The 6,542-nt window shown below is 39.1% G+C and carries 9 protein-coding genes; all 9 read right to left on the reverse strand.

The features are described from left to right. A partial coding sequence (locus J6O61_RS15145) for a hypothetical protein (protein WP_292214909.1) occupies positions 1-645 on the reverse strand: 645 nt, incomplete at its 3' end. 236 nt (positions 646-881) lie between these two features. Next, positions 882-1,175 (reverse strand): hypothetical protein, encoded by a 294-nt coding sequence (locus J6O61_RS15150; protein ID WP_292214911.1) that lies wholly within the window; start codon positions 1,173-1,175, stop codon positions 882-884. A 75-nt stretch (positions 1,176-1,250) separates the two neighbouring features. Further along, complete coding sequence (locus J6O61_RS15155; protein ID WP_292214912.1) at positions 1,251-2,033, reverse strand: hypothetical protein; 783 nt, start codon at positions 2,031-2,033, stop codon at positions 1,251-1,253. Positions 2,034-2,048: 15 nt separating this feature from the next. Then, positions 2,049-2,543: an RNA polymerase sigma factor gene (locus tag J6O61_RS15160; protein ID WP_292214913.1), complete on the reverse strand. Its 495-nt coding sequence runs from the start codon at positions 2,541-2,543 to the stop codon at positions 2,049-2,051. 169 nt (positions 2,544-2,712) lie between these two features. Continuing rightward, positions 2,713-3,336, reverse strand: coding sequence for a hypothetical protein (locus J6O61_RS15165; protein ID WP_292214915.1), 624 nt, complete (start codon positions 3,334-3,336; stop codon positions 2,713-2,715). Further along, on the reverse strand, positions 3,314-4,042 hold the full coding sequence (locus J6O61_RS15170) for a hypothetical protein (protein WP_292214917.1): 729 nt from the start codon (positions 4,040-4,042) through the stop codon (positions 3,314-3,316). Before J6O61_RS15170 ends, J6O61_RS15165 begins: the two co-directional genes overlap by 23 nt. Positions 4,043-4,258: 216 nt before the next feature. Continuing rightward, positions 4,259-5,161, reverse strand: a complete 903-nt coding sequence (locus tag J6O61_RS15175; RefSeq protein ID WP_292214919.1) for a hypothetical protein — start codon at positions 5,159-5,161, stop codon at positions 4,259-4,261. Between the two features lie 46 nt (positions 5,162-5,207). Beyond that, positions 5,208-5,591 carry a hypothetical protein gene (locus tag J6O61_RS15180; protein WP_292214921.1) on the reverse strand — a complete coding sequence of 128 codons (384 nt, stop codon included), beginning with the start codon at positions 5,589-5,591 and terminating at the stop codon, positions 5,208-5,210. Continuing rightward, on the reverse strand, positions 5,581-6,231 hold the full coding sequence (locus J6O61_RS15185; protein ID WP_292214925.1) for a hypothetical protein: 651 nt from the start codon (positions 6,229-6,231) through the stop codon (positions 5,581-5,583). Before J6O61_RS15185 ends, J6O61_RS15180 begins: the two co-directional genes overlap by 11 nt. Between the last annotated feature and the right edge of the window lie 311 nt (positions 6,232-6,542).

Consider the following 6,542-nt stretch of genomic DNA (forward strand, 5'->3'; position numbering starts at 1 on the left):
CAAAAGAGCTATCGTCTCGCCATTTGCTGCTTCCATAATGTCCTCAGCAGCATCCTGGGCTTTAAGCATATCCTGGGACTTGGCACGCTCTGATTTCATGTCAGCATAACCCTGAACATTGGCCATCTGCATGGCTTTTGCATGATCTATGTCAAGCGAGTTCTGTTGGTTTGTAGTCACATAGTAAAGAGCCTTCTGCTGATATTCTGAAAGCTTGCTCATTTCTTCATCAGAAACTCCTACATTTGGATTTCTCATCTTGGCAGCCAGCACTGACAATTCTTTGTGTTCTTTGCTGTCCGGATCAATACCATATTCTTCCTGGAGTTCTTTTAGCTTGGCATCATTTTCTCTTGTATCAGCACTCTTCTCATTGATCTCATCCTGCAGGCGCTTTATCTCATCCTTTATTCCCTGCATCTGGGCATCCAGTTTCTTTTCTCCGCCAAAAGCATCGGACACGACTTTAAGAGCCTGCTTTTTTGCAAGGCCCTGTCGTTGAGCTATCAGGCTATCTCCTGTGAGATTTGCACCTGATATCGTTGTGCTGTTTATATTATTAGTATGTGATTTAGACGCAGAATTTACGCCGGTCTGATCCTGAATAAAGCTATTCTGCACATCCATGTTCTGCTGTATCTTCATGAAACACCTCCCTGTGTTGTCAAAAAAGAGCATAGTTACAGCTTTCACTTTTTATATCGGTTCTTAGAGTGTCAACCCTGATAGTGCTTCGCTTTAAAAAATATAAAAATTTTATTAAATAGTGGTAATCCACAACCACTCATTCATCTATGTAACACTTATACGGTATAGCAGAATCATTGTTCATTCTTATAATCACATAGATTCCTAGCTATACTATATGCATTCATCAATTCTTAGCACAACTCACCAGCATGCTCCTTACTAATTGAGCACTCTATAGCATCATAAATCTCTGAATCATCAGATTTACTCAAAACCAGGAATATTTTATCACTTGCATTCTTATCCAGGGCAAAAATAGTTGCTTCTGGCGCATTCTCTGTACTGGCTATTCTTAATACCTTGGCCGGATGATTTTTGTTCGTTTTATAAGATATCAGAAATTTCTTGTCAACTCTTCTGTTGTAGATTCTGATAGCTTGCTGAAGCAATAAGCGATCCTTTTTTAAGAAGTCTAATAATTCCATGTCCCCACTCAAACACACAACAGTGCATGGCCCTGTCAGCCATGCACTGTTATAGTATATCATTATCCTCTTATTTTATCTCGCGTTAATGATTTCTTCTGCCATATCAAAAAGCTCATCTGCTGTCATATCAAGGTCAAAACCCAAAATGCAGTAGATTATACCATCTAACTCAAAGGACGCTGCACTGACATAAGAGGTATATCGCGGATCACTTCCACCATCACTAATATAGAAATGCTTATCTGTTTCTGCTCTCTGAAGTTCCTCTTCTGTAGGTCTTTCACCATCCGGAAGGATTAGGTACTCATCATAGTTATAATGCACTGTAACACCACTTATTTCCTTAACAGCCGTATCACTATCATAAGAACCGCTAAACATTTCAGCCTGATCCATACCAATATATATATCAGGACATCCATCCTTTACATAAGTTAAGTCAATGCCTTTAAAATGTCTAAGGTCATTTCCCTCCGCATCCTGTGTTTTTGCTTCTTCCACCTCCATATATTTAAATGTATAACCATTACTAAAGGATTCAATAGCTGCGATATCCATCCCTGCTTTTTCTTCAATTTTTGACAGATCCTCAAAGTTGCTGGTTCTGGTATCAATTCTGTTCCAGCTAACAATACCTGTTGCTACTCCTGCAGCTCCAGCCGTCACTCCAAATACCATTATGCATGCTGCAACAATTATTGCCGTTTTCCTTACTCCCATTCTCTTTTTCATTGTGCCTTCCTTTCTGATTGGACTTATCTTAGTTAAGTCCGATATCATCTTTTCTTTTTTGTCATCAGAAAGTTTGATAAGGCTCATAGATTCAATATATTCTTTATTTCTATATTCACTCATGTTGATTCTCCTTACCTAACTGTTAACCCGTTTCACCATGCCAAGATCATTCATGATTGAAAGCCTAAGTTTCTTTCGTCCTCGGGAAAGATACATATTTATCGCGGATTCTTTTTTCCCCAGAAGCTCCGCTATCTCTTTTGCCGAGTACCCTTCATAGTAAAAAAGATAAATACTGATACGATAGTTTCTGGGCAGCTTCATCACTTCTTCCGTTATTCCAAGATCCGGTGGGGCAATAGCTTTAACATCATCTGCTTCCTCCAGTGCTGTAGTCTTTCTGAAAAATGCACTCTTCAATTCGTTTTTGCACATGTTTATAGTGGTTCTGACAACCCATGCTTTTTCATGCTCTAGACTTTCAAACTGTGGATCCGATGTAATGTACTTTACTAAAACCGCCTGGCATATGTCCTCTGCATCTGTCGTACTCTTAAGATAATTGGTACCGATGCGCATGATCATGTCAGTATATCTCTCCACCAACCGTCTTGCTTCTCTCTCCTCCATGCGTCTACTCACTTTCTGATATCTTTTAGAAGGCCTTCTATATATAATACAATTCAGGTTATTGAAACCTAACACATAATTCTTTATTTTTTTACTCTCACAAAAAAGCCTCCAGAAATCCACATTCTGAAGGCTCATGCATTCTGATAATTCAGTTGATTACTCGTCGTCAGGTATTTTTCAACCAATCCATAGAACAAAGGAATTCATAAAAAGTCTGATATTCCGGAACTTCCCACTTGCCTTCTACATATGCAAGCAAATCTGTGTCGGCACTATAACCTTCAATTGCGCATTTACCATATGCATTTAAATGATCACAATCTTCTCCCAGCCAAAAGTTTCCGGCTTCCACATCATAAACCATAGTCTGATACATCTGCTCGGTCCCCGGGAACAGTTCTTCTTCACACAAGTCTATTACAACATAGTGGAAATGGTCTTTGTCCTTACTTGTAAGCGTCTCTATTCCAAAATTGCCATCAACTACTTCAAACAGGAAGCTGTTAGCTGAAGCATTCCTGTAGAGCCTGAAAATTGCTTCATAGCTGTCGTTGTGCCTGTAGAAATCATTAAGATCATATTGCATCTTGTGTCTAAAAGTATTCCTATGGCCATCTTCTTCAGACAGCGAAACAAAAGAACACCTGTATACTTGTGGGATATAGAAAGACGCTTCCTGAGATTCTTCTGTCTTTTTCCCGCAAGCACTTAGCTGAAAGACCATCATTAGCAATAACATGCCAATCACAGCTCGTATTCTTTTTCCCTTACGTATCTTCTTCAAAAACATATAAAATATCCTCATCCGCATCATATATAGCTACTGTGCAGTTTACTGAATGCCTGTTCCACAATTCTGATTCATCATATGGATCCTTGGCCTGTGAGTGTCGATCATAGAAGAAATAATAGCCATTAGTAATCTCCGGAATAGCCGAAGCACACTCATCAAACTCGTTATTGATCAAATTAGAAACATTTTCTGAGAAAGGCAGCTTTTTCCATAATCTTGAATCTTCCATTTCTGGTTGCATGGAGCTATCAGTAAAATGGTAAGCATGTAAGCTACTACCATCTCCATGAAAACCACCATGGGTGTCAATAGCATTAAGAGGATCTCCCCAGATCACATTTATTCCACCCTTATCATATAACCACAGAAGTGTTTGATCAGATGCTGATGTACTGCCATCATAAAACAAGTATGAAGCAGCAAGGGATATACAAATAATACCTGGCAAAAAGAACAGAAGCCTAGCCGGGAGCTTTATCTTTTCTTTCCACACATAAATAAATGCAAGTATATTCACTACAATAAGTGGAATAGTTCCTAACATCAATGCTATCGCTGCACCTTCCCATCGGTACATCGGAAGCATCGCATCAGGATTCGGAATGGATGTGTCATGTAAAATATATGGCACAGCAAAATAGATCAAACATATTAAACCTATAATATTTAATGAAATAATTATTTTATTCCCCAGTTTTCCCATATCTCTCCTCCAAGATAGTATTCCCCGACTTCTAATTATATCAGCATGTTAAAAATCATCAATAATGTCCACACAAAACAAAGTAAGCGTAAAATAATCTACCAAATGAGTCTGAACGGCAAACCAGTGTTTACAAAAAAATGGTGCTGAGATTGTGCTCAGCACCATTGTCTTTACCATGAAATAATCAGTAAGATATTAACTCCATATAGATTATTAAAATTGCTTTTTCCTATACAGGTACATTGTACCTGTTTCACTTTTCGTGCAGAGATAATACTCTGGCACCCTAAGCTCTTGCCAGCCATCTTCAACGCGTACTCCTTGAGGTCGATGCGCAAGCGCTTTGTATTGTTTCCATAAGCATTTGAACAGGTCATCAATAATATATAGACTTACCAGTGTTTTATCCATAAAAGAGAAATCGTTTCTCAAAGATACATCTAATGAATCTAATCTGATCCCTTCACGGATACGTCTATAATTCCAGTTAATACCGCTATCTGGGTGCTGAGTCCAATAAAATGATAGTGCGTCCTGCCAGTTCATTGATCCTTTAATAGCCCAGATGAAGCTTAGTTTTAGCCTAAGTGTATCATGATAATGCAATATATCGTCATACATAACATAAGCACGCTGATATGTGGACTTTTCTAATGTTTCTTTTTCAGGAGATTTTCTTTTAAGATCCCTGGCGGATGAGGCGGTTGTCATTGGAAGTTTATGAAAGCCGGATGTTTCCAGCGTTTCGAAGAATCTTTCTATAATGCCACGGGTTTCAGGCGTAGCCACGGAACCATAATTTACTGTGCACTTCAGGTCATCAGTCAGCTTGCCATGCGTAAAGGCGGACAGGTGTGCCTTGGCATTATCGAGCATTATAGAATCAAAAACAGCATATTTAAGTTCCGGAAAAGCCGTTGAATAGTATCCTCCATTCGATGGATACTTAAGTCCTGTGATGGTCAGTTCCTTAAGCGATTTAGGCACAATAGAGTCCTTGATTGCATCAATAACATCATACTGGTCATAATTGAATGCCTGGGAAACAGAATATCCAAGGATACATCTTGTTGCCACATCAATTACTGCTATCAGCCAGGCTCTTACATTCAGCAAGGAATCTGCTATGAAGTGTAACAAGATTCATATTCTTTTCTAATGTTTATTTTTTGTCCCCAAAGTAATTGCCTGATATAAATGCTTCTAAGGTAGGATACCCTTCAATTAGGCAGGAAAACTCTCTTTTATGGGGGTGTGCTTTATCTGAAATCTTTCTGGTATGCTTCAATAGTCCACAGTATCCCAGAGTATTACCGCCCTCCCCTGATTCCATGCATTTATCTATCAATTGTCCCAATCTGGTTGCATATATCCCTGTCGTTTTCTGTATCTGCGCTACGCCAAACCCGTCTATGTACATATCTACAGCCTGTTTCCGCAGAAGATAACCAGGATATTTCGATAGTTCTATGCTGTCCGGTATAGGTTCTTGCCAATGCTTTCTTGCTTCTCGAAGCTCTGTAAGATTATGTTTTTTACTTGCCAATGTACACCACCTCCATGTTTCCTGATATACATTCATTTGATATATTTCTGAAGTTTATTTTCCCGCGGTAATAAAGGTCTGCAAGATAGTCCAATGTCCTTCCATCATCAAAACGGCCACTGTGTTCCAACATAGTCAGACTTGCACGCTGCTGCTCTGAAAGAAAGCCTAATAACATCTGATCAGCGTTAACAGACTGGACCTGGAATCTTCTGGCTCGTGAAGCAAGAACATTTAGATTTCTTATTAAGAATGGTCCCTTATGAATGTTTTCCTCATTGCGGAACTCGTACTCCAGTCCATTCTGTATGCACCATTTCGCTTGCAGAACTATCTTCTTGTGTGAATCAGAAGCAGCTTTATATGAGACACCCTGATAGACTTCCCTGCCGTCAGTATATTTTGCCCAGACGTCAAATAAGATCTTTTCTTCCTTCCCGCCGACGAATACTGTTATCTCAAGGGGATATTCACAATACCATTCCACTTCCGGATTCATCTCGAGGGTTAGGATGTTCTCATATTCAAGATTGGAAAACACTGAAACTCTCCTTCTCACTTTCCGGCTATGGAATATCCAATAATAGCTGCCATAGTTGGAACTACGTGGTCTTTCGATTGGCGTTTCGTACCGATACATTAGATTTACCTCCTTTGTGTTAAAATATTAACGCGTTAGCGATAATTATACATCTTTTTACAGTTTTATCTTTAAAAGTTAGGCTTTTTACAGAAATAGCTTAAAACATTCGGCTTTTTACACTTTGTAGCTTTAAAAATTAAAGCTAAATCGTGATTTTTGTAAAAGGACAATCGAGTAGGAGGAATTTCTCTTAATTGAGAAATTCCGACCTCTCACACCACCGTGCGTACCGTTCGGTACACGGCGGTTCAATCAACTTAACAAGAGGCACACCTTTCGGTGTAGTAATCTAACATTGAGATAAGTCC

It is taken from the genome of Butyrivibrio sp. (genome assembly GCF_017635265.1).
In the GTDB taxonomy this organism is placed as follows: domain Bacteria; phylum Bacillota; class Clostridia; order Lachnospirales; family Lachnospiraceae; genus Butyrivibrio.